Below are 23,574 nucleotides of genomic sequence, written 5' to 3'. Positions count from 1 at the left end.
TCCTCGGGTCGGTTTCCGCCTTCGACCGACCGGGTAGACGCGAGCATGGGCGCCACCTGCTCGACCGGATCCACCGCTGGCCGCTACGAATCGACGACCCCGACCGTCGGCGTCGAAGAAGAATTCATCCTCGTCGACCCGACATCCTGGCTGCCGTCCACCGACAATGCCGCGGTTGCGGAAACCGCGTCGACACTCGGTTTGGATCTTCAGCTCGAGTTGTCCTGCTGCCAAGTCGAGACCAACTCTCCCGTGTGCCAGAGCATCGACGAACTCCGAACCCACTTGATCGACATGCGTCGGCTCGCGGCGAAAGCGGCCGAGTTGAACGGCTGCAGGCTGTTGGCCGTCGGCGCACCGCTTTCGGGGCCTTCTCGTTTCGAGATTAGCGACTCCCCTCGCTACCGCCAGATGGGCGAACACTTCGGCGCCCTTGCCGCCGAACAAAGTATCTGCGGTTGCCACATCCATGTGGGCGTCGCTGATCAAGTAGAGGCCGTGCAGGTCTGCAATCACGTGCGCATCTGGTTGCCTGCCCTGCTGGCACTGAGCGCCAACTCCCGTATCCACCAAGGAGTCGACACCGACTTCGCGAGTTGGCGGGCGATCCAATGGTCCCGGTGGCCCGTCGCCGGGCCGCCGCCGTACTTCGAGACACCCGGGGACTTCGACACTGCGGTCGCGAAGATGGTGGATTGCGGCGTGATGCTCGACAAGCGGATGGCCTACTGGGATATCCGGCCTTCCTGCCACCTACCGACCGTCGAGATCCGGGTCTGCGACGTTCAGCCGACGGTCGACGACACCGTATTGCTTGCAGCACTTGTGCGCGCACTGGTCGCCACTGCACTGCGCGCCGTCGAACGAGGAGTCGTCGCTCCGCGCACTTCCCTCGAGAACCTCCGCCTCGCAACCTGGGTGTCCGCGAAGGAAGGCGTCCTGGGAGCATCGATCGATCCGGTTACCACACAAAGAATTTCGGCCACGGAACAGTTGCACCGACTCCTGATCCATGTCCGTGACTCCCTCGACGAGACAGGCGAGTACACGAGCGTGGAATCAGCACTGCGCGACAAATGCGTGACCGGCGGCGGCAGCGACTGGCAACAGCGAACGCTTCGCCAGGTCTGCCTGCGGAAACTGATCGCACGTGCGGTTGAGCGCACCGTCCCGACGGGCACGGATACGCATGACGGGTCGACCCCTGATCAGTAGTAATGCCTCCGACCACCGATAGCGTGCCCGGCCGCGCCCAGCGCGTACAGGATGATTCCGATCACCAACAAGACGACACCGATCGTCCAGAGGATCGGAATGTTCACCACGAAACCGATAATCAGCAGGATTACGCCGAGGATGATCATCACAAGCTCCTTCAGTGCGTTCACTCGGGCGGATACGCCCGCCTCGAGCCGCATACATCAGGGATACCCGTCGGCTGAGCGTTTCATACCCACTCTGACCGGGTATTTCGCTGGGCACCATAATATTTGAAGAATCGAGCCCGCCATGATGAGAATTGTGACTCTGATCGTTCTGATCTGGCTGATAGTCGGGGCCGTCGCGGCCGGCCAACGCGGCTACTACAGCAGTTCGCCGACCAACTGCGCCGGCGTCGGGACCATCGCGCTCACGGTCATCGCCGGCCCGCTGAACTACTTCGGCGTCAACCCCAAAGTCACGGATTGCACGCTCCCCCAGCCCACCGAGTGAGCTGCCGGACATCCGCGCTAAACCGACTAGTCGTTACCCTGGAGGTGAGTCGACACACATCGAAGTGAGGGGCCACCATGACCACTGCACCAGATCGCACCCGAATCGAGTTCCCGGACATCAGCTCGCGTGCGTGGGAACACCCAGCCGATCGGGCCGCATTGGTGACGCTCCGGACGCTTCGGGGGTTCGACACTGTTCTGCGGACGCTGTCCGGACTGCTCCAAGAACGTCAGCACCGCCTCATGTACCTCGCCACGTCAGTGCGAGTCGACGAACGCCAGTTCAGTGACCTGAACGATCTGCGCCGTGACTGCGTCGAGATCCTGCAGGCCGACGAGACACCGGAGCTGTTCGTACTCCAGACCCCGATGGTCAACGCCTTCACCATCGGTATGGACAAGCCGTTCATGGTGGTCACTACTGGTCTGCTGGACGTGATGAACTACGAGGAGCAACGGTTCATCATCGGCCACGAACTAGGCCACGCACTGTCCGGCCATGCCGTGTATCGCACCATCTTGATGCATTTGATGCGACTGGCCGGAACCATCGGATGGCTGCCGGTCGGCGGATGGGCACTGCGCGCGATCATCGCCGCCCTGATGGAATGGCAACGCAAGTCCGAACTGTCCGGCGATCGTGCAGGACTACTGTGCGGCCAGGACGTACACACAGCGATTCGCGTGCAGATGAAATTGGCCGGCGGATCCCGAGTCAGTGAAATCGACATCGACGCGTTTCTCGCCCAGGCCGCCGAGTACGACGCCAGCGGCGACCTCCGCGACGGTGTACTCAAGCTCCTCAACATCGAACTGCTCTCTCACCCGTTCTCGGTGCTTCGCGCCGCCGAACTCAAGAAGTGGGTGGACAGCGGAGACTACGCCGCGATTCTGCGCGGAAACTACCCCCGCCGCGGCGATGACGACGGAGCGAAGATCAGCGACGAGTTCAAGAATGCAGCCAAGACGTACAAGCAGAACTTCGACGAGTCGGAAGACCCCTTGGTCCGGATGGTGCGCGACATCGGTAGCGGATTGGGCGGTGCCGTGGGCGCCGTCGGGAACGGCGTCGGCGACGTAGCGACGGACATCAAGGAACGATTCACTCACTGGCGCAAGAGTTCCGACAGGTCGAAGGGCACTGACGACGCCGATTAAGCAGAATCGGGACCTGCCACCGAAGGCAGTCGGCGGCAGGTCCCGGGTTCTTGGCGTGAAGGTGATGCAGGCTTCCCTCTGCACCACCCTCACGTTCACAGACAGTACCAGCAGTCGAACAAACGTGCGAACTGAAAGCGGTCGTGTCGAATCACCAGTTGTCGGGTACGCGGCATAGGACCACTACAGAAGGGAGCCGACATGCATGCTGGGCGGCTGAAGAAGGTCGGTTCGAGTGACGGCCCGTTTGCCTCCGTGTACTTCGAAGACGTCCGCAACCGGGAAGATGCACGCGAGCGCTTCGAACTCGAATGGCGCTCGATGCGCAATCAACTGACGAAACAGGGAGCATCGGAATCGCTGATCGCGCGACTGGACGAGGTGAAGGACAACCATCACGGCATCTCAGGTCGCGCCGGACGCGCGATCGTCGCCACATCCGAGGCAGTGCTGATCGACGATATTCTGCTCGAACCTGCCGGCTCCACCATCGCGACCTTGGGCGAACTGCCCTACTTGATTCCACTGATCGCACACGGATACGACACCGAACCGTTCCTCATCGCAAAGGTCGACCACACCGGCGCGGACCTGTGCGTGCGCGATGCTCGCGGGCGTGACGTGTACGGCGAAACGGTAGACGGCGACGGCTTCCCGGTCCACAAGGCGCACGTGGGCGGCCAGGAGCGGTACACCGACAGCCAAAGCCTCGTGGAGGAGAACATCCGAAAGAACCTGACACAGGCCGTGGAGCGCGCGGCGGCGCTCGCCCGCGAACACAAGGTCGCACTGGTGGTCGTGATCGGAGAAGTACAGTCCCGCAAAGCTTTTGCACAGCTCCTACCGTCGACGCTACGGGTGGTGGACGTCGAAAAAGGTTCGCGTTCAGTCGGTTCGACACCCGCCGAGGTGTCGAAGTCGATTCGTGAACTGATCGACACGCAGCGACTACGCAGAATGGATGCGGAAACCGAACGCTACGTCGCAGAGCAGGGCCGGGACTCCGGCCTCTCCATCGACGGGACCGCACGCGTCCTCGACGCCCTCGAGCAGGGCAAGGTCGAGACACTGCTGCTCACCGATCCCGACGACAAGGAAGTCACCAGTGGAAAGCTGATCGGGCCCGCCGATCGCGTACTCCCCTACATCGCAATCGGGACCGGCACCGAGCTGGTACAGATCGACGAACGCCTCGTTCTCGCCGACGGATACGGCGCGATACTTCGGCACCCCTGAACACCGGCCTGATGATCAGATTCGGGGGCGAGCACGTTCAGCGAGAAGCGTGCTTGCCCACCGAGTCCGGGAAACCATCGGCAATCGCTGCGACGAGTTCCAGATATGCCCGTGCAGTGCGCTTGTTCAACAATTTCAAGTCGATCGGACCGCCCTCACCGAGGTGATCGTCATAGGGCAACGTCTTGACCGCTCGCACTCCACGCTGAGCGAAAACGTCCTCGAGTTGGTCGAGGTCGAGCGAAGACGAACCCGGCCGCGTCGCATTGATCGCCACGACCGACCTGCTCACCAGATCTGCGTATCCGTGCTTGGTCAGCCAACTGAGCGTTGCTGCAGCACTACGGGCACCGTCCTGCGCCGTCGGGCTGACGACTACCAAAGCGTCTGCTTCGTCGAGAATTCCGTACATGGCCGAGTGCATGATTCCGGTGCCACAGTCGGTGATGACGATGTTGTAATGCACCTCGAGAATTCGCAGAGTATCGAGGTAGTCCTGCTCGTTGAAAGACTCCGAAGTTTCCGGATCTGCCTCACTCGCAAGGATTTCGAGTCGGCTGTCGCCTTGCGAGGTGTAGTAGCGAACATCGCTGTACGTACGAATGTCACCGTCGGCCAACAGATCACGAACGGTCAGGTGATGTTCACGTCGTTCACGATCAGCCAGAGTCCCCAGGTCGGGATTGGCGTCGATGGCTACGATTCGATCGCCACGGATCGACGCGAACGTCGAACCGACGGTCTTTGCCGCCGTGGTTTTTCCCACACCACCCTTGAGTGAGATGAAAGCAATCTTGTACACGCCGCGCACTGTTCGGTTGGCACGACGCACCAGAGCTTGATGTTCGAGTTCGGCGGCCGACTGCCCGGTGTTGATCCGACCCCCGGTGAGTTTGAACAACACACTGCCCAAACCGCGTTCGGGTGGACGCTTCGCCCGCTTGATGATGTCCAGATCGTCGACGGACGTCATAGCTCTGGGCGTCGAGGTCCGAAAATCGGTCGGCTCTTCACGACGTTGCTGGCGCATCCGCTGACTGGGCAACGGTTTTGCCGCAGGTTCGTCGAATTGCGGCGTGAAGGTGACGGTTCGAATCGACGTTGCGTAACCGTCGTCGGACGCGTCGAAAAGGCCGTCGCCCTGAGTCGTTCCGGAGTTGTTCCCCAGGACTCCGTTATTCGAACCGTTGTTATCGCTGCGCACCGTTTTCCTAGGTCGAGTTCGGAATCATTTCGGACATAGCCTCTCGGACGCTATCACTCTGGCGGGCTTGCCGTTCTCTGCTCAATACCGTCACGGCACAACAGACCGTTACACCCGCACTTCGATGACTTTGGTCCCCACGCCTGTGCCGATCTCAGCAAATACGAACGTCGTAACGATATGCGGCACAGATATCTTCATCTGCCGCTGAAAACAGCCTTCCGCAATGTCAGGGCAAATCCCTTGGTAACAAACGAGAAAAGGGAGGGTGATCACCTGGGCGATCGCCCTCCCTTCATGGACAAGTGTTCAGCTGCTGCAGAATTCCGCGCTCTCGAACGAAGTGCCCCCAACCCTACGGATCACTCGTACCATTCGACCGCCATCACGGGCAGAGCACACTCTTCACGTATGCACCACTCGGTTTGACGGTGCCGTCCGACCTCACTGCGCCGAAATACGACTCTCGATCCGTCGTTGCCCCGTAAGGCGCGTAGTCGTTGAGACGGTAGAAGATGAGCGGCCCCAACCAAGACTTGGTTTGCTTGTCTGCCATCGCTGCCTGATAGATCTCGAGTTGACGTGCTTCGCTGACGCTGTCGGGAGTCCCACTTGTAGGCGCCCCGAACTCGGTAATCCAAATCTTTTTTGCAGAATCTCCGTTGGCAGTCATGATTCCGCGAAGGCTCGGCCGAACGATCCCGCCGCCCGCGAACGACTCGACACTCATCTGAGACCACGAGTTCCAGTCATGTTCATCTGTAGGCAGCGCCGGATACGAGTACGGATGATGACCGACAGCGTTGAACGATGACCGTGCACCATTCGTATACAGGGATTGCAAGAATGTGAGTGGCGCGACCTGACTGCCGTCGACGGCGTCAAACCGACTCGGCCGGGCTCGACTACTAGCCCTCGTAGTAGCTGCCTGTATCCTTTCGCGTATGACGCCGGGTCCGAAAGATGTCGCGCAGCTGCGCGGCGCTTTCGTGGGCGGTACCTCCGGCGCGGTTTCCGTCGCAGCCCACGCGCTCGGTGGCGGCGGCATGGCCCCGTCCGAGAGCGCGGTGGTGTTGTTGATCCTCGCGTGCGCGAGCGTCGGCGCGGTGGTCACGTCCATCGACACTCGCCGATCCCCTGCCCTCTTGCTCGCCCTTATGCTCGCTGCGGGTCAGGCCATCGGTCACGCGACATTGACCATCGCTTCGGATCATCAACACGGCCTGCTCCTGTCGCTTCCGATGCTCGCAGCGCACATCGCTGCCGTCGGAGTGTGCGCAGTTCTGATCCGCGGCGCAGAACACGGGTACGTCGTGGCGGCATCGACGGTGGCGGCAATCGTCGCCGTCCTATTGCGCCCGTGGGCACCTGAACCCTCGCCGTTCACTGCGCGCACTCGATACCGCGCCAAAGTTGTTCTGCGTCAACTTCTCACCTCAGGCCTGGGCACTCGCGGCCCACCGGCATTCGTGTAACTCACCTTCCCTTTCCTCTCACGCACGTGAATACGTGCGCCACTTTGCTGTGCGCCTTTATTAACCGCCCGCGGTTAATAAAGGCGCACGGCGGGATCGAGTACACGCATGTCCGCACCCGAATTGGAGCGCGCACAGACACGCGCTTCCAACGACAGCTCTCCCCCGAAGAAGCAGGTCGGCGGCGCCAGACCGCTGATTCTGCGCCTGCACTTCTATGCCGGAATCCTCATCGGGCCGTTCATCCTCATCGCCGCGCTGAGCGGTGGTCTCTACGCGATGGCGCCCACCATCGAGAAATTCGTCTACAGCGACTACCTCCAGACCGACACCACCGGACAAATCGCGTCGCTGAACGACCAGATCCGTTCCGCCCAGCAGTACCGCCCTGACCTGACCGTCTCGGCAGTACGTCCGTCCCCTGCGGCCGGAGAAACCACGCGGGTCCTGTTCACCGATCCGTCATTGGGCGAATCGGAGAGGCTCGCAGTCTTCGTCGATCCAGTGCTTGCACAGCCGGTCGGCGAGCTGGCGGTATACGGAAGCAGTGGTTCGTTGCCACTGCGCACCTGGATCTCTCAGCTGCATCGCCACCTTCATCTCGGTGAACCCGGCCGCCTCTACAGCGAATTGGCCGCGTCGTGGATGTGGGTGGTCGCACTCGGTGGCGTCTACCTCTGGTTCCGTCGTTACCGCACCGCCCGGAACGCTCGACTGCTCACGATCGACCGAGCATCCGCCGGACGAAGCCGGACCCTGAACTGGCACGGTGTCGTCGGCATCTGGATAGCAGTTGCGTTGGTGTTTCTCTCGGCGACCGGCCTCACGTGGTCGACCTACGCCGGAGAGAACGTCAGCAATCTGAGAACCGCATTGAGTTGGACGACGCCCTCAGTCGTGAAAACTCTCGGCGACGCTCCACCACCGGCAACGGGCGGGCACGAGGGTCACGACATGGCCCCCGCCGCCGCCGGCACGCTGACAGACACCAACGTCGGACGTGTCGACACCGTCCTCGGTATCGCCAGGTACAACGGGATCACCGGTCCGGTCGAAGTATCGATACCCGCCAACGCCGAGACGGCGTTCACCGTCGCCCAGACGCGTCAGCCCTGGGTGTACAGCAACAACACCCTCGCAATCGACGGAGCGACGCAGAAGGTCACCGACGAGTTGTGGTTCTCGGATTGGCCACTCGCAGCCAAACTTTCGGCTTGGGGAATCCAGCTCCACATGGGCCTGCTGTTCGGCCTTGCCAACCAGATCGCACTCACCGCACTGGCACTCGCGTTGGTCAGCGTGGTCATTCGTGGCTACATCATGTGGTGGCGCCGACGCCCCACCCGCGGCTCCGACTGGGCTGTCGGCCGGGCCCCTGCCCGCGGCGGGATTCGCAACCTCTCCCCGCTCAGCATTGTTGCGCTGGTTGCGGTAACCGCACTGGTGGGCTGGTTTGTTCCGCTACTCGGCATCAGTCTTCTCGCATTCCTGCTGATCGACGTTTGCATTGCGGCGTTCAAACGCCGCGCCACCACCTGACACCTCACGAATCACGGAGACACACATGACTGTTCGAACAAAGATATTCGCAGCTGTTGCACTGACCGCAGCTCTCGCCTTGACCGGCTGTTCTTCGAGCTCCGACAAGGAAACCGAAGCCGCACAATCCATCACAGTTCAGGATCAATGGGTCAAGGCAGCACCCGAGGGAATGAGTGCGGCGTTCGCCGAACTCGTCAACTCCAGCGACAAGGACGTACGGGTGGTCTCGGCAACCAGTCCCGCGTCATCGCGACTGGAACTGCACGAGGTCGTGACCGGGGACGGCGGCACGATGACGATGCGCCCCAAGGACGGTGGGTTCCTGGTCCCTGCCAACGGGTCCGCCAGCCTCACCCCGGGCGGTGACCACCTGATGTTCATGGACCTGTCCGCGCCGCTGCTCCCTGGCGCAGAAACCGACCTCACATTGATCTACGACGACGGTTCCAGCACCACGTTCACAGCCCAGATTCGCGACTTCTCCGGTAATCAGGAGAACTACGACCCGAATCACGGTGGCTGAGAACACGAACCCGCCCAGCCGAGCACTCAGCCGGCGGCGCCTTCTCGGAGGAGGTGCCGCCGCGCTCGGCGTCGCGGGAATAACCTGGGGCGCAACCACAGTGGTCGAGCGCAGCGAACACGAGCAGCAAGCAGGCAAGCTGGTGGAACCGTTCTACGGCGTCCACCAAGCTGGGATCGCCACCACCCCGCAAGCGCACGGCACGTTCATCGGGTTCGACCTCTTGCCTGGAGCCGATCGAGCAGTCGTGGTCGGGATCATGAAGATGTGGTCCGAGGATGCGTCACGGCTGACCGCCGGTAACCCGGCGTTGGCGGATACCGAACGGGAACTGGCCGTGGATCCGGCCCGCTTGACGGTGACCGTCGGCTACGGCCCTGGCCTGTTCACCAAGCTGGGATTGCAAGCACGTCAACCGGACTGGTTCGAGCCGTTGCCGAGCTACGAGATCGACCGACTTGACGATCGATGGGGCGGATCGGACCTGTTGCTGCAGATCTGCGGCGACGATCCGGTGACCATTGCTCATGCTGTGCGAGTTCTGACCAAGAACGTCCGATCACTGACGACAATCCGGTGGACACAAAAGGGATTCCGCAACGCTCGCGGCACCACGCCCGAGGGAACCACGATGCGTAATCTCATGGGCCAAGTGGACGGGACGGTCAATCCGGCTCCGGGAACAGTGGATTTCGATTCACTGATCTGGCACGACGGCGCCGGTCAACCGTGGCTGGCGGGCGGAACCTCGTTGGTACTACGACGCATTCGCATGGAAATGGATACCTGGGACGAACTCGATCGCTCGGGGCGCGAACTCACCATGGGGCGCACGTTGTCCAATGGCGCTCCGCTCAACGGAACCAACGAATTCGACGAAGCGGATTTCACACTCACGGACAAGTTCGGCATTCCGGTGATCCCGCCAGGATCACACATCGCGCGAGCCCACCAGACGCATGAGAAGGAGCAGTTCTTCCGTCGGGCATACAACTACGACGACGCACCCGAGGGCGGGCAGACCTCGAACTCGGGATTGATCTTCGCAGCATTCCAACGGGACATCGCCGAGCAATATCTACCGGTCCAACAGCGATTGAGTGACTTCGACGCACTCAACGAGTGGACGACGCCGATCGGTTCTGCGGTGTATCTCATTCCGCCGGGATGCACCGAGAACGACTATGTGGGAAGCGGATTGCTCGGCTGACAACCCCGGGTAACGACATTGTGGGGGCGGGATCCGTTCGGATCCCGCCCCCACAATGTCTTCTGCCTGAAGTTGTTGCGTTACTTGGACTTACGAGGTCCCGGCAAAACCGCCCCCGGACGAGCGGTAGTCAACCTCGTGACCCAACCGCTGACGGGCCACTTCTTCAGGCCGACGTTGTGCGGGGTCACCTCGGTTCCGACGTACTTGGTAGCGAGCTCGTCGTCGACGGTTCCGTTGAACCGCCACAGTTGGCTTCCGTCGGCATTGCGAGTGGACACCTCCCATGACTGAGCGCGGAATGCACCACGAATGATGCTGTCGGCAAACACCAGAACGGGGATTCCGATCTCGGCACGAACAGCTGCACCGGCAGACCACTCGGCGCGCGCGAGTTCGTAGATCTCTTCCGGCGTTGCTCCCGGACGAGCGGAGGCCGGCACGTGGAGGACGATGCTCGGCGTCGGGAGTTCCGGCGCGGGATCGGCCGAGTAGCGCAACGCGAGTTCCTCGACGCGGGTCGCACGGGCGTCCTTGTCCGATGTATCGCCCGCGAGGTTGGTCAGGCCCTCGCCCGCGTCGGTGATTCGCAAGGCTTCCACGATGCCGCGGACGACCTCGTCGGTAGTGGCGGCCGAATCCGTGGCGGCAGCGACCGAGCGGAGAAGAACGAAGTGCTCCACCGCCGAACCCGCGTCGTAAATTTCACGGATGCGGGCGATCTTGGCTGCTGTCACAGCAGCATTCGACTCGGCTGAGCCGTCCGCTCCTTCGAGATTCGCAAGTTCACCGAGCGCTTCGAATACCGGCGCGAACACTTGATTTCCCGTGCCGTGCCCGACATGGAACACCTGATCGTTGCGCGGGTCACGCAGGGCAAAGACGTACTGCCCCAGCCTCTTCCCAACCTTTTCGGTGAACGGCTGCGGAGCCGGCTTCCTGACGACCACCTCGGTGGACAGAGTGCGCATCACGGCCAGACGGAGTGCGTCGGGCACGCTGGTGGAACCGGCAGCACCGGAAAAGATTGCCGCCGAAGCAGCGCTGATCGAGGTGAACGTGCGGCCGACTTGCTTCTCGAGAGATGCAGAGACCGTACCGACCGCAGTCAGTTTTGCATCGAGGGTGCCGTCACCCTCGACAAGGAACTCCTTGATCAACGGAGCAACGAGCAGGGTGGAGCCGATAGCGCGAGGAACTGTCCAGACAATAGCCATGCCACGAGCCTAGGCGATCACCTCGAGACGCGAGGCGAACGCGACTCAGCCCGCCGCTGCCGGCCCGGCCAGTCCCTGCACAAGAAGGTTCCAGGCCGAGTGCGCAACTTCTTTCCGCGAGCTCTCGGCAGTCCGTTCCATGATCGCGGCGAACATGGCGATCGCCAGGATCACGTCCTCAGCAGTCACGGACTCTCGTATCTTCCCAGTTCGACGCGCCTCGTCGAGGCGCCCTTCGAGGAGATCGGTCAAACGGGCGCCGGCCGAATTCAGTCGCGAGTCGCCGAAGGAGACCGGCTTGATGACCTCCACGAACACGATGGAGGTAGTGATCTGGTCGACCAACAAACGAAAAAGATCGTCGAGAGTCGAATCCGGATCAGCCGCCAGATCTTGCAGCTCGACGATGTTCTCGTCGAACACCGCGAGTGCGAGGCTTTCGCGAGTGGGAAAGTGCCGGTAGAGGCTGCCCTGGCCGACGCCGGCCGTGCGGGCGATCAGGCTGAGCGGAGCAGCAAATCCCTGGGTGGCGAACACCTCGCGAGCTGCTGAGATGAGCGCCGCACGATTGCGCGCCGCATCTCTCGGCCCTCTGTTGAGAGATCCGCTATTGACGCGGCCAGACGATGTCACGCACACTACGATACCAACCGGACAGCATTGTCCGGTTGGTTGCGGCCCGACACCGGTTCACACCCCGACCCGATCGTCGTGAGCGCTCGAACGCGCGCCTGCCCTCCGTGCTGCCTGTCCTTGAGGTACGTCTGCCCGTGAGATACGAAAGGCAATCCCGCACCGGGAGTTGGACTCGATGAAATCGTTCACGACCATCAGAACCAGATCTGCCATCGCGCTCGTCACCTTGATCACCGTCCTTCCCGTGTGCGTCGCTTCTGCTGAGCCCGCCACTGCCCCGGGCTCGATCCACGAGAACCCGGGTGTTGCTTCCAACGCTGCAAGCCGCGCCGAATGCGGCCCGGGCTCGATGCCCGAGACCGGGTTGCAGGGTGATGTTCCGGCCGAGGACCGAAACAGCGGACGCAGCCGAGACGGGTACAGCTGCAACATGTCTCAGATCGGCGGTTACTCGGGTCGCGGCGGCGGGATCACGTCCACCAACTTCGAACACTGCTCGTACATCGGCAGCTTCTTCCCCGGGAACCTCCTGGGCCCCGCGCAGGGCGTGCAAGTTCTCGACGTGTCGGATCCTGCCAATCCTGCTCTCACCGCCACGCTGACCGAACCTGCGATGCTGGCCGGAACGTGGGAGAGTCTCAAGGTCAACACCGCGCGAAAGCTGCTGGTGGGCACGGGCGTTCCGCTCTTGACCGGCGTCGGCCTGATGTCGGTCTACGACATCTCCGATTGCGCGCACCCGAAACTGCTCAACCCAGGACCAGGAACCGATCTGGGGATGCTGCTGCCCATCACCAATCACGAGGGTGGATTTTCACCGGACGGGAACACCTACTGGTCTTCCGGCACCGCTCCCGGCGTGGTGAGCGCCGTCGATCTCACCGATCCCGCCAACCCGCGTGTCGTCTGGCAGGACCTCATCGGGTTGTCGACCCACGGCTTCGGAATCACTCCGGACGGAAATCGCATGTACTTGTCGAACAATCTCGGCGGAATACATGTTCTCGACATCAGTGAGGTTCAGCGCCGCGTCCCGAATCCTCGGGTGCGCCAACTGTCCCAGCTCTCGTGGACCGACGGTTGGGCCACCCAACACAGCATTCCGGTCACCTACGACGGTTCGCCGTACCTGTTCACCGTCGACGAAGGTGGTTCCGGCGGAGTCAAATTGATCGACGTCTCCAATGACGACGAACCGGCGGTCGTCAATTCGGTGAAGCTCGAGATCAATCTGCCGGAGAATCAAGATGCTGCGCTGGCGTCTGCTGCCGGCGGATCGCTGTTCGCGTACGAATCTCACTACTGTTCGGCCGATCGCCCGGTCGACCCGACGGCGCTGGCATGCGGATGGATCTCGAGCGGGATTCGGGTCTTCGATGTTCGAGATCCCTTCGACGTCCACGAAATTGCGTACTTCAACCCACCCGCTCGGACCGGCGACAATCTCGAACTCGCCAACTCGCCGCACGCTCTCGCCTCGCTCATCGGGGTACCCATTCTCAGCACGCCGGCAATCGCGCAGTCGATCGCGCAAGGCCAGTTCGACCCCGGCCAAGCGCTGAGTTCGCGATCGGGCATGGTCGCTCTCGGCGACATCTCGACCGATTGGTGCTTCTCCCCACCCGAATGGCGCGGTACCACGTTGTGGGCGACATGCGCCGACAACGGCTTTGTTGCCATGCAACTCGAAAACGGTGTTTACACACCACCCGCTGACCAGAAGACGACCGTGGGATCATGACGGCGCCGCGATCGGTCAAAGCCGTCGCACTCGTGGCTGCGGCACTGATGCTGCTCGTACTCGGCGCAGCATTACGTCCGCTGTTCGCACCCGAGAACCACACGCAGACAGCTGTTCTGAGCGAAACCGAAATCGGATTCGTGCATGACATGGCGGCCCACCATCAACAGGCCCTCTTCATTCTCGCGCGTCTGAGTCCCGATGTGGACCCGGCGGTTACGAGACTGGCCCAGCAGATCGACGATGTTCAGAGAACGGAAATCGGTGTCATGCTCGGTTGGCTGAGGTTGGCCGGTGTCCCGCCGAACAGTAGAACGCCGATGGCGTGGATGGAGGCGTCACCGAGCGGCGCTGGCGACTCTCATCATCACCCGGCAACGCTGGACACCGAGGCCGCCTCCATGCCGGGTATGGCTACCACGGAAGAACTCGAGAAACTGAGCGCCGCTCGCGGGCTCGACGCCGAGGTTCTGTTCCTTCAACTGATGGAACGCCACCACCGTGGCGGGATCGCCATGGCACAGGTGGCCGATACCCTGCTCGAGAGCGGGCCGGTGAAACAGTCGGCCCGCGACATGATCAATTCCCAGAGTCAGGAATCCGGGCTGATGACACTGATGCTCGGACAACGTGGGGCACAACCACTGCACTGACCCGCATGTGCACTGACTACCATGGGTGTCGACCTGTGAACTACAGAAGGAATCGACACTTCAATGACCCTGCTCGTTCGCGGAATCGAATGGTCGAACCCGACAGCACCGCGGATCCGATGCGTCGACGACACCACTTCCGCTACGACCTTCTACACTCACGACTCGGTTCTGCGATTCTCCGTCGACGAGGCGAAGGGCCGCCGTTGCCTCGGGTGGCGAGATCTCACCGCCGAAGGTCCGGGACACTCGCCGTGTGACCGCGGGGCCACGGTCGTTACCGGGCGCCAGTGCGATCGATGCCGAAATCGTGAGGGATTCACCACCGTTCATCAGGCACATGTCAGCGGCGCGCACATTCATCCGAACGTGCGCACCTATCTCACGCAACCACAATGGCTCTACATCGACATCTTCGCCGGCGGTCAGATGAAGGTGGGGACGGCGGCCGAGTTCCGCAAGCATCCGCGAGTCGCCGAACAGGGAGCGGTCTGCGCATTGTTCGTAGCGCGGTCGACGGACGGTTACAGCATTCGTTCCCTCGAAGCCCGAGTTTCGGAGCACTTCCACTTGAGCCAGGCCATACGTACGTCTCGGAAGATCGAAGCGCTGACAGGACCCTTGGATCGCGAGAAACTGCGAAAGTCGTTGCACCACTTCGTATCGTCGATCAAAGACGAGCTGAATGACCTCGGATCGGACATCGACGGAATCGAGATCCTGGAGGCTCCCGAAGAATGGATGGCGCCGGCGTGCGCCGACGTTGTCTTCGATGCGGCACCGTTGATCGCGTATCCGCACACTTTCGAGTCCGGGGAACATTCCTTGTACTTGGAGGGCCTTGCCGGTTCGATCGCCTCGCTGCGGATCGACCCCGATCCTGAATCGCCACGCTTCGTCGCGGATGTGTCCGGACTGGTCGGTCGAACCATCACCGTCGGCGAGTTCGAGTCCCCTGGCGTGGCGATTCAGGAATCGTTGTTCTGAAAGTAGGTCAGCAACTTCCCGCGGTCGCTGCGGCGAATCCGCGAGTGACCTCAGCCTGCTCGTCGGCAGACAAGCTCGACCATTCGGGATAAGCCTGGATGGAGGTCAGCATGTCGTTTGCCAATGATTCACGCGTCATGCCCATTTCCTCGCCCGACTCGTCAATTGCCGGCTGGTATGCGTCGAGGTACCGGAGAACGTCGGAGCACGCCTGCGCGTAGGTCCGTGGCAGTGCCGAACTCACATTCGGGTCCGACGGGACCTCAGCCGGGACGCTCGCGTCGACCGACGGTGCCTCGGTAGTCGATTCCGACGATGTCGCCGGAGCCTCGGATGACGTCGTCGGTGACGCAGTGGTGGTCGCCGAAACGGAGGAAGTGAGTGTTCCGACCTCGGTCGGCTTGTCTCCGTCAGAACCGCAGGCAACCAGCGCCACCAGCGAGCAGGCACCGATGAACCCGGTGATCGTTTTCTTCATCCTTCAAGGATGCCAGAGGGCGTCTGGCGCTCGAACGGACCGGCATCGTCGACCGGCGAGAATCGTCCAGGCAGCCTGTCGATTCCGACTGCCTCGTCGGCCCGCCTACAGGATTGGACCATATGCCCCGTCTGCGAACCCATGCTACGGTAACTTAACTGCAAAGTAACTATGGGTGGGATTGTCCGGTCTGCCGCGTTCATCCGGAACGCTCTGATCGGAAATAGTTCGTCTTTAAGGGGCTGGAACGAGTGGGACTTTTTCGTCGACGAGGCTCCCGGGAGGAAGACGACGATCGCGGGCAAAACCTCGATCGCAGCGACCCCGGGTATGCCGCCTGGTTCGCGAACGTCTCCGACGCGGGCGGTCAGCCGGTTCCGTACAAGCGGCCGCTTACCGCGCCGGTGTATCCGCAACTTCAGACGCCGGTGCCGGACTTCGAGACGGAGACGAGATGGCCGCTCAGCGCACCCCCCGGGGACGGCTGGCTGCCCGCAGACCGCATCGACGAATTCGAGTCGTCGAATGGCCGCTCATCTGCACCGAACGGAACGAGCCCACAAATCTCACAAGCTGAACAGTTGCCGCCCAGCCCACTCCCGACACCGCAACCAACGATTCCACCTCGAAATGTACCGATGACTTCATCACCGAAGCATCACCTGGAGTCGCCCCGCGCGACTCTGCCCTACCAAGGAGAAGCAATGAGCAACATCGACAAGATCCTCGGCGAATTGATGCGCATCGACGGTGCCAGCGGTGCAGCCGTAGTCGACGCCGACAGCGGGATGGTTCTCGGTATGAGCGGCAACCCGTCATTCAGCCTCGAGTACGCCGGCGCCGGCAACTCCGAGGTTGTGCGAGCAAAGCTCCGCACGATGAGTAACTTGGGGATTACCGACACCCTCGAAGACATTCTGATCACCCTGAGTAACCAGTACCACCTCATTCGCGTCCTCGAGACGCCCGGACTGTCAACGCTGTTCGTGTACCTGGTTTTGGACCGCGCACGTGCGAACCTGGCACTGGCCCGCCACAAGCTGGGCGAACAGACACCCAAGATCGAAATCTGACGCTTCCACTCCCTTCCCGACAATGCCCGGTCCTCGCCAACGGCGAGGACCGGGCATTGTTCGTTCCGCACCGTCGATTGGTGAACGTCGCGCCGGCACCGATACTGAGACAGTGACTATCGCGGATACTCCTTGCGTGTGGTTGACCACCCTTCGAAGCGACGGCTCGCCGCACACGACTCCGGTTTGGTTCTTACTGCGTCAGAACACATTCTGGATACCGAGCGCCGAGCAGAATCGGAAGGTTCGGAACCTGCTGGACGATCCTCGGGTCTCGTTGGCAGTCGACGGATCCTCTCGCGACCCATGGGTCGCACAGGGGTTCGGGACAATTCATCACGATGTCGGCGAGTTCGGCGATCTCCTGAGACTTTTCGGCGAGAAGTACGACGGCTGGGATGCCGCAGACGAAACTCGTGAAGGTCCGCGAGTTCTCGTGTCGGTTCCGGTGACGCGATGGCTACTTCGACCGGACTGACAGACAGTGCCGGTTCAGCCCGAAATGTCGTGAATGACATACTTGTAGTTCATCTCTCGCAGAAATGGACTCTCACACATGGCACGCACGGCACATCACAGGCGCGGCATCACCGGCGTCACCATCGGCATTGCTGCCGTGATCGTGCTGGGAGGTTGCGCCAGTTCCAACGCCGACGCACCCGAAACATCTTCTCTCGGTTCGGGAATCGGATCCGGCGTCACGACGACGGTTACGGCCGGAACTTCGGCTCCCTCGTCCGCCGCAATTGAACTGCTGGCACAGATCCCCATCAAGGGACGCGCACCCAAGACCGGATACGACCGTGCACTGTTCGGTACCGCCTGGACCGACGACGTCACCGTCGAGTTCGGCCACAACGGCTGCGATACCCGAAACGACATCCTGCGGCGTGACCTCACCGACCTGACATTCAAAGACGGCTCCAAAAGCTGCTCGGTCCAAACCGGTACGCTCCGTGACCCGTACACGAACAAGACCATCGCCTTCACCCGCGGCCAGGACACGTCTTCTGCAGTCCAGATCGACCATGTTGTCGCACTCTCGGACGCCTGGCAGAAGGGCGCGCAGCAGCTCGACACGCAAACGCGAACCAATCTCGCCAACGACCCTCGAAACCTACGCGCTGTCGACGGGCCCACCAACCAGAAGAAGTCGGATTCCGACGCGGCGTCGTGGCTGCCGCCCAACAAGGCATACCGCTGCCAGTACGTGACTGCTCAAGTGGAAGTAAAAGCGGCATACGGTTTGTGGGTTACCCAAGCCGAACACGACACCATCGCAGACATTCTCGCGACCTGCTGAACTCTTGCGGTGATCAGCCACATTTGATCAGACGACTCTGATCAGCGACCTTTGATCAGATACCGCACAATCGCCATCCCGAGCGCGAGGCCCAACACGGTGGCCAGCGCTGCAACCAGACCGTGGCCGGTCAGTGCGACGAACACACCGGTTATGACTGCGACGACGGCAATGATCCCCGCGTCCACTCTGCTTTGACCACGTTCAGGCATGGCACTCTCTCGTGCTGTCAGGTCCGTCCGCTCCCCTCGTAGCGGACGGACCCAGCGGCAATCTGTCGAAATGCGCGAACTCTGGTGGCCTCACCGGGCTGACTTTGCGGGCGGTCCTGCGAGGCCGGCACGTCCCCCGGAGCCAACTCACATCGGTTCACGAAGTCCGTACCTTCGCAGAATATACCGATTGGTAGGTAATTACTGAGGGCTAAAGTCCCTGGTCATGGACTCATGCGACGAGTGGTCGAAAACTCGAGACGAACGAGCGCATCCGCGAGCCGAGCGTTCAATCGAGATGGCAGAGGGCCGTGGTCACCTCCAGAGGTCCATCTCGACATAGAGCGGAGACGTCTAGGACCCGAAAAGCGATCCGAGATCCAACGATCCGACTGACGACACTCTCTTCCAATCAGCGCAATACGCGGTGGTGAAGCGAGAATCCGTCAAGAGAATGGTGACTGTCGCCGGTTCGAGGGTGCTTTCGAACTCGAGGACATTCAATTCACCGTCGCCGTCGACTTTTGCCCGACCGTATATGCACGGCATATCAGCTGATACGGGCCCAGACGTCGTGTAGGTTCCCGGCAACACCTCCCACGGCACGTCGAACAGCCCATGACCGGGAATCGTTCCCGGCGCTGCTGAGGCCGCAGACGTCCCGATCATTGCCAGACCGACAGCTACTGCTGCAGCGGACGCGAGCAAACTAACCTTGCGCATTTTCCCTACCTTGTTCATACCTGAACCGCAGCGGCGAGTTCGAAGGCTTGTTGATGTAAGAACCCGCGGTTCGCGCAGTTCTTCAACTAACGGTAGTAAAAGGGCACGAGTTTTGGTGAGCTACCTTTTGTGGTTCTGGCCCGATTTCCGTGACGGAGACTCCCATTGAGAAAAATAGGGAACGCCGGCGTTGCGGCTCTCGGCATGATTCGAACCTGTCATTCCAGTATTCGATCACACAACCGTATGCGAGCCGAAACGTCGACGCTCCCCTGCCGTTTGGGTGACTCAGCCTCCGAGTGAGCCCGTCGGCAGCTTCGAGAAGATGTCCCCGAGGCTTCCGGTTCCACCAGGAGTTTCCGGTTCCGTCGGATCCACCGGCTCGACGACGATGACGCCGGGCACGGTGACGGTCACGGTCTTGTCCGCAGATTCCGAAGAACTGAACTTCTTGGTACCCAAGAACTTTGCGGTGATGCGATGCTCGCCCTGGTCGCGGAACGGCCAGACCAGTTCTGCATGGCCATTGGAATCGACTGTGGCGCTACCGATCTTCGTCTCGCCGTCGAAGAACTCGACCGTGCCCTCACCCGGGTTCGGGTCGATACTCGCCGCAATCTTGACGTCTTCGCCCGTCAGTGCCTCCAGTGCGACAGCGACCGTCGTCTCGGTCTGGTTGGTCGCGAATACCTCGGTAGTCGAGAGGGCGCTGCGTCCCTCGCCCGAAGCAACACAATACCCAGCGGCATTGACCCACCGGGACTCACCGAAACTCATGCTCGTGTCTTTGATCTTGATACTCGGGCTCGTCGCCCCGGCGCGCAGGTGCGTCGTCGCGCTTCCCTCGTCGGACCGAGCTTCGAGTTTCAATTCGACTGCCGGCAAACGAAAGTCCGTGTTGGCCTTGACTTGCAGCCCTTCCTTTGGCTTGTTGTCGTTCGCGCTCGGACCGTCGTTGACTGTCTTGTTGCCGGTACCGGTAATTCGCAGGTACTCACCCGCCGGGTTCGCGTTTCCGTCTGCGCCCACCCGGAGCAGCACCGCAGTCTCGCCGGTCAAGTTCGACGACGAATCACCGACGAGGGAGTACGAAACCAGGGTTGCCCCTTGCGGTAGTGCGATGTCGTACTTGATACGACCGGTGTCCGAATCCGAACTACGCATGGTGCCCGGATGCAGTTTCACTGTGAACTGTTCGCCGGGACGCACGGACGTGGGCGCCGTGACCTCCAGGTTGTCGGAGAACGACGAATCCCAATCGGTGGCGCCGTCGACCCGGCACTTGTGTTCGAAGGAAACTGTTCGCGTCACGGTATCGGAAGCCGCTGCTACCGGAGCGGACACAGCGAGGAGTCCGGCCGCGACAGCTGGTACGACTGCGCAAACAGCCAGAGAACGGGAGTTCATATGTTGCCTTTCAAAAAGACTCGGTCATCGAGTGTTCGGTGAAGTAGGACCGTGATCACTTGCCACCGAGCGAACCTGTGGGCAGCTGCGGCAGAACGGACTCGAGGCTGCCGAGACCACCCGGAGTGCCCGGATCGGTCGGGTCGGGATCGACCGGGCCTGTTGAATCCCCGGTCACCGTGAGCATGTGTGCCGCCGACGTGTACTTCGCCTCGTCACCGGTAGCTGTGAAGACTGCAGTCACGGACTTGGTACCCGCCTTACCGAAGGTCAGATCCAGGCGGGCAATACCGCGAACCACCGGCCGCGGGTCACCGACGGGCTTACCGTCGACCATGAACTGTACTGTTCCCGTTGCGTTTTCCGGATCGACGTGAGAAGCAAAAGACACCTTGGTACCGGTAGCGGCCGTCGTCGGTCCTTCGAGCGTCGTCACGATGTCTGCTCCAGGCTCGGGATCAACAGGTCCGAGGTCTCCGTCGATTTTCGTGGATGCCAATGCGCCGGCACCGGCGTTGAGGGGACCCGTCTCACCGTCGCGAGGAGAACAGGATGTGGGCGCCCAGATGGTTCCCGCGAGCCAGTGACTTACCTGAGGGAGGAAGGTCAAAAACGACTCCGGCCCGCCGAAAGTACCTGCAGCACCCGAAGTCCGGACATTGGTTTCGACTGCGCCGGACGGCCCGGCCTTTACGGTGATTCTGATCTTCGGAAAGACGATGTCGGTCTCGGCTCCGGACTGAGCGTTGATCGCAAGCCCGCCGTGCGCACCCGACGACGATGACGGACTGTTGCCGATCGCTTCGTTTGCGCCGGACAACCGGAGTATCGGACCGTCCGCTGCGGGAGTGCCGTCTTCGTTGACACGAATCACCGAAGCAGGTTTCCCGGCAATAACATTGCCCGGATCGGTGACCGTCGCAGAAACGAACTCCGCGTTGGTCGGAATCGGCAGATCGATCTTCAGACGCGAGATCTTCTTGACACTGGCGCCGCTCACATCGTTCGGGATCTGAACGCTACCCGGATCCACGTCGATGTCGAAGACTTGACCTGGCGCCACGACCGAAGGAGCCGAAACTCGCACCGTAGCAGGCTTTCCGTCTGACGAAGGACCGGAGAACGCACTCGGAACTGCGCGGCACGTGACCTGAAACGTTGTCGACGTGGTTTCTGCAACGGGCGCCGCGGTCGCCGGAATCACGGCCACAGCGGTTCCACCGGCAAGGAGGCCGGTAAGGAGCGCAGCATTCAGTAGGCGTTTTGACATGATGTCCTCTCGGAACAACCTGATTGACGTTTGCCGCCGAACTGTAACGGAGCCAGCGCCCGAGTTGACCCGTTTTCAATAAACAAAAACCACACAGTAGGTAAATAATTGGTAAGGGTTACTGGTCGTCACATCTGACCGCCACCGCGAGCCTTGCCCCTCTCGATCAATCTCGCGATTTGAGATTCACTGCAGGGAAACACAATTCGACAGAAATCCGCGCCGTAGTGAGAACTCCGTTCATACTCTACCCTTACGGGAGGGTAGAGTATGAGAACCTCGTCAGGACGGAATCTCATGGCAGTAACCATCGCTTCATCCACCAACGACAATTCGGTTCGGGCCGCGCTCCGGTCACCTCGCCGTCTCAAAACGGAAGTTTTGGCCGGACTGGTCGTGGCGTTGGCACTGATTCCCGAGGCGATCTCGTTCTCGATCATCGCCGGCGTCGATCCGCGGGTAGGACTGTTCGCGTCGTTCACGATGGCAGTGACCATCGCCGTCGTCGGCGGACGACCCGCAATGATCTCCGCAGCTACCGGCGCCGTCGCACTGGTCGTCGCTCCACTGACGCGCGAGTACGGAATCGACTACCTGATTGCGACAGTCCTTCTGGCCGGCCTGCTCCAGATCGTGTTGAGCCTCCTCGGCGTCGCCAAGCTGATGCGCTTCATCCCGCGCAGCGTCATGGTGGGATTCGTCAATGCACTGGCCATCTTGATCTTCATTGCCCAACTCCCCCACCTGATCGATGTTCCGTGGCTCGTCTACCCACTTCTGGCCGTCGCCCTCCTGATACTCGTATTCCTGCCGAAACTGACCAGCGCGGTCCCGGCTCCACTGGTGGCGATCGTGCTACTGACCACCGCCACAGTCGTTTTCGCGTTCAACGTCCCCAATGTCGGCGACGAGGGCGAGCTTCCGTCGAGCCTGCCGACGCTACTGTTCCCCGACGTCCCTCTGGACATGCACACACTGTCGATCATTGCTCCGTATGCATTGGCCATGGCGCTCGTCGGCCTCCTCGAATCGTTGATGACGGCCAAGCTCGTCGACGACGTCACGGATACTCACTCGAACAAGACCCGAGAAGGGTGGGGCCAAGGCGTCGCGAACATCGTCACCGGCTTCTTCGGAGGCATGGGAGGGTGCGCGATGATCGGCCAGACCATGATCAACGTCAAGGTCTCCGGCGCTCGCACTCGAATCTCGACCTTCCTGGCGGGCGTGTTCTTGCTGATACTCGTGGTCGGCCTCGGCGATGTCGTGGCGTTGATTCCCATGGCCGCATTGGTAGCCGTCATGATCATGGTCTCGGTCGGCACTTTCGACTGGCACAGCATCAATCCGAAGACCCTGCGCCGCATGCCGATCGGCGAGACATTGGTCATGCTGGTCACCGTGGCGGTCACCGTCGCGACCCACAATCTTGCCTACGGCGTGATCGTCGGAGTGATCACCGCGATGGTCATCTTCGCCCGCCGCGTCGCGCATCTCACCGAAGTGATCGACGTCGCTCATCCGGACGAGGACACCCGTGTCTATGCGGTTCGAGGCGAGCTGTTCTTCGCATCCAGCAACGATCTGATCTACCAGTTCGACTATGTCGACGACCCGAAGAACATTGTCATCGATCTGTCCGAGTCGCATGTCTGGGATGCGTCGACCGTGGCGACACTGGACGCGATCACCACCAAGTACGCGGCCAGAGGCAAGAATGTCGAGATCGTGGGGCTCGACGACGCATCGGCCGAGCGCCATCTGCGCCTGTCCGGACGCCTGGGTGACGGTCACTGAGAGTATGGAAGCCC

24 protein-coding genes and 1 pseudogene are annotated in these 23,574 nt (G+C 61.4%); 15 read left to right on the top strand and 10 right to left on the bottom strand.

The genetic code is table 11. The features are described from left to right. Positions 1-45 precede the first annotated feature (45 nt). Positions 46-1,215 carry a carboxylate-amine ligase gene (locus tag GJB56_RS28010; RefSeq protein ID WP_113682217.1) on the top strand — a complete coding sequence of 390 codons (1,170 nt, stop codon included), beginning with the start codon at positions 46-48 and terminating at the stop codon, positions 1,213-1,215. Here GJB56_RS28010 and GJB56_RS31480 read toward each other — a convergent pair. Next, the gene (locus tag GJB56_RS31480) at positions 1,209-1,364 is read right to left on the bottom strand and encodes a DUF6131 family protein (protein ID WP_003945912.1); all 156 of its coding nucleotides are present in this window, start codon (positions 1,362-1,364) and stop codon (positions 1,209-1,211) included. The two genes, GJB56_RS28010 and GJB56_RS31480, sit on opposite strands and share 7 nt — an antisense overlap. Positions 1,365-1,509: 145 nt before the next feature. Between GJB56_RS31480 and GJB56_RS28005 the strand changes: the two genes are divergently transcribed. The 3 genes from GJB56_RS28005 to GJB56_RS27995 all read left to right on the top strand — a co-directional run bounded on the left by GJB56_RS28005 (position 1,510) and on the right by GJB56_RS27995 (position 4,109). Continuing rightward, a complete protein-coding gene (locus GJB56_RS28005) occupies positions 1,510-1,713 on the top strand; it encodes a hypothetical protein (RefSeq protein WP_003945456.1) in 204 nt (67 codons plus the stop codon). A gap of 77 nt (positions 1,714-1,790) precedes the next feature. Then, a complete protein-coding gene (locus GJB56_RS28000) occupies positions 1,791-2,873 on the top strand; it encodes a M48 family metallopeptidase (RefSeq protein ID WP_019747189.1) in 1,083 nt (360 codons plus the stop codon). 201 nt (positions 2,874-3,074) lie between these two features. Then, positions 3,075-4,109, top strand: a complete 1,035-nt coding sequence (locus GJB56_RS27995; protein ID WP_019747188.1) for a baeRF2 domain-containing protein — start codon at positions 3,075-3,077, stop codon at positions 4,107-4,109. A gap of 37 nt (positions 4,110-4,146) precedes the next feature. On the opposite strand, the gene GJB56_RS27990 is transcribed toward GJB56_RS27995, so the two are convergent. Both GJB56_RS27990 and GJB56_RS27985 read right to left on the bottom strand, forming a co-directional pair. Further along, positions 4,147-5,313: a MinD/ParA family ATP-binding protein gene (locus GJB56_RS27990; protein WP_020906466.1), complete on the bottom strand. Its 1,167-nt coding sequence runs from the start codon at positions 5,311-5,313 to the stop codon at positions 4,147-4,149. 385 nt (positions 5,314-5,698) lie between these two features. Beyond that, the gene (locus GJB56_RS27985) at positions 5,699-6,043 is read right to left on the bottom strand and encodes a hypothetical protein (protein ID WP_020968637.1); all 345 of its coding nucleotides are present in this window, start codon (positions 6,041-6,043) and stop codon (positions 5,699-5,701) included. Between the two features lie 214 nt (positions 6,044-6,257). Between GJB56_RS27985 and GJB56_RS27980 the strand changes: the two genes are divergently transcribed. The 4 genes from GJB56_RS27980 to GJB56_RS27965 all read left to right on the top strand — a co-directional run bounded on the left by GJB56_RS27980 (position 6,258) and on the right by GJB56_RS27965 (position 10,063). Beyond that, positions 6,258-6,788, top strand: a complete 531-nt coding sequence (locus GJB56_RS27980) for a hypothetical protein (protein ID WP_020906463.1) — start codon at positions 6,258-6,260, stop codon at positions 6,786-6,788. A gap of 108 nt (positions 6,789-6,896) precedes the next feature. Next, a complete protein-coding gene (locus tag GJB56_RS27975) occupies positions 6,897-8,327 on the top strand; it encodes a PepSY-associated TM helix domain-containing protein (RefSeq protein ID WP_113682216.1) in 1,431 nt (476 codons plus the stop codon). Between the two features lie 25 nt (positions 8,328-8,352). Beyond that, on the top strand, positions 8,353-8,853 hold the full coding sequence (locus GJB56_RS27970) for a copper chaperone PCu(A)C (RefSeq protein ID WP_113682215.1): 501 nt from the start codon (positions 8,353-8,355) through the stop codon (positions 8,851-8,853). Continuing rightward, positions 8,846-10,063, top strand: coding sequence for a Dyp-type peroxidase (locus tag GJB56_RS27965; RefSeq protein WP_019747181.1), 1,218 nt, complete (start codon positions 8,846-8,848; stop codon positions 10,061-10,063). Before GJB56_RS27970 ends, GJB56_RS27965 begins: the two co-directional genes overlap by 8 nt. A gap of 80 nt (positions 10,064-10,143) precedes the next feature. Here the strand turns inward: GJB56_RS27965 and GJB56_RS27960 are convergent, their stop codons facing one another. Both GJB56_RS27960 and GJB56_RS27955 read right to left on the bottom strand, forming a co-directional pair. Beyond that, positions 10,144-11,280 carry a GIY-YIG nuclease family protein gene (locus GJB56_RS27960; RefSeq protein ID WP_113682214.1) on the bottom strand — a complete coding sequence of 379 codons (1,137 nt, stop codon included), beginning with the start codon at positions 11,278-11,280 and terminating at the stop codon, positions 10,144-10,146. Between the two features lie 45 nt (positions 11,281-11,325). Then, the gene (locus tag GJB56_RS27955) at positions 11,326-11,913 is read right to left on the bottom strand and encodes a TetR/AcrR family transcriptional regulator (protein ID WP_225320295.1); all 588 of its coding nucleotides are present in this window, start codon (positions 11,911-11,913) and stop codon (positions 11,326-11,328) included. A gap of 178 nt (positions 11,914-12,091) precedes the next feature. Here GJB56_RS27955 and GJB56_RS27950 point away from each other — a divergent pair, with 178 nt between their 5' ends. From GJB56_RS27950 to GJB56_RS27940, 3 genes are all read left to right on the top strand, one after another. Continuing rightward, the gene (locus GJB56_RS27950; protein ID WP_020968633.1) at positions 12,092-13,657 is read left to right on the top strand and encodes an LVIVD repeat-containing protein; all 1,566 of its coding nucleotides are present in this window, start codon (positions 12,092-12,094) and stop codon (positions 13,655-13,657) included. Next, positions 13,654-14,310, top strand: coding sequence for a DUF305 domain-containing protein (locus tag GJB56_RS27945; protein ID WP_113682213.1), 657 nt, complete (start codon positions 13,654-13,656; stop codon positions 14,308-14,310). Before GJB56_RS27950 ends, GJB56_RS27945 begins: the two co-directional genes overlap by 4 nt. A 63-nt stretch (positions 14,311-14,373) precedes the next feature. Further along, positions 14,374-15,297 (top strand): DUF2797 domain-containing protein, encoded by a 924-nt coding sequence (locus GJB56_RS27940; protein ID WP_113682212.1) that lies wholly within the window; start codon positions 14,374-14,376, stop codon positions 15,295-15,297. Positions 15,298-15,304: 7 nt separating this feature from the next. On the opposite strand, the gene GJB56_RS27935 is transcribed toward GJB56_RS27940, so the two are convergent. Beyond that, the gene (locus GJB56_RS27935) at positions 15,305-15,775 is read right to left on the bottom strand and encodes a hypothetical protein (RefSeq protein ID WP_019747175.1); all 471 of its coding nucleotides are present in this window, start codon (positions 15,773-15,775) and stop codon (positions 15,305-15,307) included. A gap of 704 nt (positions 15,776-16,479) precedes the next feature. Here GJB56_RS27935 and GJB56_RS31760 point away from each other — a divergent pair. The 3 genes and pseudogenes from GJB56_RS31760 to GJB56_RS27920 form a co-directional block, all read left to right on the top strand. Further along, entirely contained in the window at positions 16,480-16,848 is a 369-nt protein-coding gene (locus tag GJB56_RS31760) for a hypothetical protein (RefSeq protein WP_020906454.1), read from the top strand. Positions 16,849-16,984: 136 nt separating this feature from the next. Then, entirely contained in the window at positions 16,985-17,326 is a 342-nt protein-coding gene (locus GJB56_RS27925) for a pyridoxamine 5'-phosphate oxidase family protein (RefSeq protein WP_020968628.1), read from the top strand. Between the two features lie 78 nt (positions 17,327-17,404). Beyond that, a pseudogene (locus tag GJB56_RS27920) lies at positions 17,405-18,148 on the top strand (HNH endonuclease family protein); the annotation flags it as partial. 44 nt (positions 18,149-18,192) lie between these two features. Here GJB56_RS27920 and GJB56_RS31475 read toward each other — a convergent pair. The 4 genes from GJB56_RS31475 to GJB56_RS27905 all read right to left on the bottom strand — a co-directional run bounded on the left by GJB56_RS31475 (position 18,193) and on the right by GJB56_RS27905 (position 21,763). Continuing rightward, positions 18,193-18,363 (bottom strand): hypothetical protein, encoded by a 171-nt coding sequence (locus GJB56_RS31475; RefSeq protein WP_020906453.1) that lies wholly within the window; start codon positions 18,361-18,363, stop codon positions 18,193-18,195. A 354-nt stretch (positions 18,364-18,717) separates the two neighbouring features. Then, complete coding sequence (locus GJB56_RS27915) at positions 18,718-19,086, bottom strand: hypothetical protein (RefSeq protein ID WP_230091093.1); 369 nt, start codon at positions 19,084-19,086, stop codon at positions 18,718-18,720. 288 nt (positions 19,087-19,374) lie between these two features. Then, positions 19,375-20,493 (bottom strand): Ig-like domain-containing protein, encoded by a 1,119-nt coding sequence (locus GJB56_RS27910; protein WP_113682210.1) that lies wholly within the window; start codon positions 20,491-20,493, stop codon positions 19,375-19,377. A gap of 55 nt (positions 20,494-20,548) precedes the next feature. Next, positions 20,549-21,763 carry an Ig-like domain-containing protein gene (locus tag GJB56_RS27905; protein WP_029254606.1) on the bottom strand — a complete coding sequence of 405 codons (1,215 nt, stop codon included), beginning with the start codon at positions 21,761-21,763 and terminating at the stop codon, positions 20,549-20,551. Between the two features lie 297 nt (positions 21,764-22,060). On the opposite strand from GJB56_RS27905, the gene GJB56_RS27900 reads away from it, so the two are divergent. Next, positions 22,061-23,560, top strand: coding sequence for a SulP family inorganic anion transporter (locus GJB56_RS27900; RefSeq protein ID WP_172932344.1), 1,500 nt, complete (start codon positions 22,061-22,063; stop codon positions 23,558-23,560). Positions 23,561-23,574: the final 14 nt, after the last annotated feature.

The sequence above is a fragment of the Rhodococcus sp. AQ5-07 genome, assembly GCF_009707305.1.
GTDB classification, from domain to species: domain Bacteria; phylum Actinomycetota; class Actinomycetes; order Mycobacteriales; family Mycobacteriaceae; genus Rhodococcus_F; species Rhodococcus_F erythropolis.
Note: the sequence above shows the minus strand (reverse complement) of the source record. Positions and strands in the feature narration are given on the sequence as shown.

Coding starts and splice junctions, on each gene's coding strand:
- GJB56_RS27905 (WP_029254606.1), bottom strand. CDS start 21,763: ATGTCAAAACGCCTACTGAATGCTGCGCTCCTTACCGGCCTCCTTGCC.
- GJB56_RS27970 (WP_113682215.1), top strand. CDS start 8,353: ATGACTGTTCGAACAAAGATATTCGCAGCTGTTGCACTGACCGCAGCT.
- GJB56_RS27915 (WP_230091093.1), bottom strand. CDS start 19,086: ATGCGCAAGGTTAGTTTGCTCGCGTCCGCTGCAGCAGTAGCTGTCGGT.
- GJB56_RS27950 (WP_020968633.1), top strand. CDS start 12,092: ATGAAATCGTTCACGACCATCAGAACCAGATCTGCCATCGCGCTCGTC.
- GJB56_RS27945 (WP_113682213.1), top strand. CDS start 13,654: ATGACGGCGCCGCGATCGGTCAAAGCCGTCGCACTCGTGGCTGCGGCA.
- GJB56_RS27995 (WP_019747188.1), top strand. CDS start 3,075: ATGCATGCTGGGCGGCTGAAGAAGGTCGGTTCGAGTGACGGCCCGTTT.
- GJB56_RS27900 (WP_172932344.1), top strand. CDS start 22,061: ATGGCAGTAACCATCGCTTCATCCACCAACGACAATTCGGTTCGGGCC.
- GJB56_RS27960 (WP_113682214.1), bottom strand. CDS start 11,280: ATGGCTATTGTCTGGACAGTTCCTCGCGCTATCGGCTCCACCCTGCTC.
- GJB56_RS27910 (WP_113682210.1), bottom strand. CDS start 20,493: ATGAACTCCCGTTCTCTGGCTGTTTGCGCAGTCGTACCAGCTGTCGCG.
- GJB56_RS28000 (WP_019747189.1), top strand. CDS start 1,791: ATGACCACTGCACCAGATCGCACCCGAATCGAGTTCCCGGACATCAGC.
- GJB56_RS27980 (WP_020906463.1), top strand. CDS start 6,258: ATGACGCCGGGTCCGAAAGATGTCGCGCAGCTGCGCGGCGCTTTCGTG.
- GJB56_RS27935 (WP_019747175.1), bottom strand. CDS start 15,775: ATGAAGAAAACGATCACCGGGTTCATCGGTGCCTGCTCGCTGGTGGCG.
- GJB56_RS31480 (WP_003945912.1), bottom strand. CDS start 1,364: ATGATCATCCTCGGCGTAATCCTGCTGATTATCGGTTTCGTGGTGAAC.
- GJB56_RS27940 (WP_113682212.1), top strand. CDS start 14,374: ATGACCCTGCTCGTTCGCGGAATCGAATGGTCGAACCCGACAGCACCG.
- GJB56_RS27985 (WP_020968637.1), bottom strand. CDS start 6,043: ATGAGTGTCGAGTCGTTCGCGGGCGGCGGGATCGTTCGGCCGAGCCTT.
- GJB56_RS31760 (WP_020906454.1), top strand. CDS start 16,480: ATGAGCAACATCGACAAGATCCTCGGCGAATTGATGCGCATCGACGGT.
- GJB56_RS31475 (WP_020906453.1), bottom strand. CDS start 18,363: ATGCCTGAACGTGGTCAAAGCAGAGTGGACGCGGGGATCATTGCCGTC.
- GJB56_RS28010 (WP_113682217.1), top strand. CDS start 46: ATGGGCGCCACCTGCTCGACCGGATCCACCGCTGGCCGCTACGAATCG.
- GJB56_RS27975 (WP_113682216.1), top strand. CDS start 6,897: ATGTCCGCACCCGAATTGGAGCGCGCACAGACACGCGCTTCCAACGAC.
- GJB56_RS28005 (WP_003945456.1), top strand. CDS start 1,510: ATGATGAGAATTGTGACTCTGATCGTTCTGATCTGGCTGATAGTCGGG.